This is a genomic window from Candidatus Magnetobacterium casense (genome assembly GCF_019173545.1).
Classification (GTDB): Bacteria; Nitrospirota; Thermodesulfovibrionia; order Thermodesulfovibrionales; family Magnetobacteriaceae; genus Magnetobacterium; species Magnetobacterium cryptolimnobacter.
This window is the reverse complement of record NZ_JABXWD010000748.1, coordinates 1-1,155: the sequence shown is the minus strand read 5'-3', so window position 1 is coordinate 1,155 and position 1,155 is coordinate 1. Positions and strand designations below refer to the sequence as shown.

The 1,155-nt window shown below is 53.1% G+C and carries 1 protein-coding gene; it reads right to left on the bottom strand.

Annotated elements, in window-relative coordinates; translation table 11 throughout:
- Positions 1-543 precede the first annotated feature (543 nt).
- Complete coding sequence (locus HWQ67_RS19250) at positions 544-978, bottom strand: hypothetical protein (RefSeq protein ID WP_218254312.1); 435 nt, start codon at positions 976-978, stop codon at positions 544-546.
- Positions 979-1,155 lie beyond the last annotated feature (177 nt).

The window sequence follows — 1,155 nt, the reverse complement described above, 5'->3', positions numbered from 1 at the left end:
TATCATCCACTCGAACACATTGTTCGTCCCGCTGATCCAACAGTAGAATTGCAGCCGCATCCAGCTGAACAAATCATCCTTATTCGCCGTACCAGCGACGATTACGTCGCTTACGTCCGTAACTTCAAACTCTGTTGCAGTAGTCCACGCTTGCGCGGACAACGAGATCGTATCTCGTTGATATGTTCCCTGCGTTACATAGCCCACAGCCGGCGGAAGGCCCGGAGATCCTGGCATTTTTTATCACCGGCAGGGTATGTAGGTACAACTATAAATATATACCCACCACCTATCTCCCCTAAGTCCTTCGTTCCTCAGTCCTCAGGACTTACCCCACCACCCACCCGTAACGATCTCCCAGCAGATAAACCTTTCTCAACCGTTTGATGAAAATGAGATCGGGGGATGGTACCCCCTAAGTTTTCTCTGACCCGTCGCTAACGCAACTTGTCGTGAAGATCATCGATCTTCCCGTCGATAGACTCGATCAAGTCAGCTACTGTCGCCTGGATCCAGACGAGCTCTTCAAGTTGACTTGCCACATCACAGGGGTCTAAACCCAGTGATGAGTCGTTGCCACGACCCGCCTTTCTCGTACAGCACTTGCTCGACCGCGAGTCTGAGCTGAAGAGGGACAAAGGTCCGAAGTAGCTTCCAATGGTACGCAAACCCGAGTATAGCAACCCGCGGATCGTTCTTCTCTTCATATCCATTCACCCAGTTCCTTATGTCCTCATTGATGCTTTCGGCGAGGGTGACCAACGTTGCAGTACTCCACTCCTTGGAGACACCCGGGATCGTCAGAAGCGTACCCGTAAGGTTGAGCTCCGAGATCTTCCCGATCGCCTTCACCTTCATCATCAACTTCGCCCAATCCATCGGACCCGGCTTTATGCGCTGCTTCTCCTTGGCGTTCAGGCCGTACTTCAGCTGACTCTGCAGGTTCGTCGACTCGTCTCCCTCTCTTATCCGTGTCACAGACACACCTCCATGGGCTCGCACCGCATCCGATACAGACGAACCGACCGTTGTCCCAGACGCATTGCCTACCGCAATTACAGGATGGCATCGTAATCACTCCGTGATTACGTGCCTACCTGGCGCCACTCGAGCAGCCCTGCAATCTCTCCAGACCCAACAGTAGTCTTCAGGGGT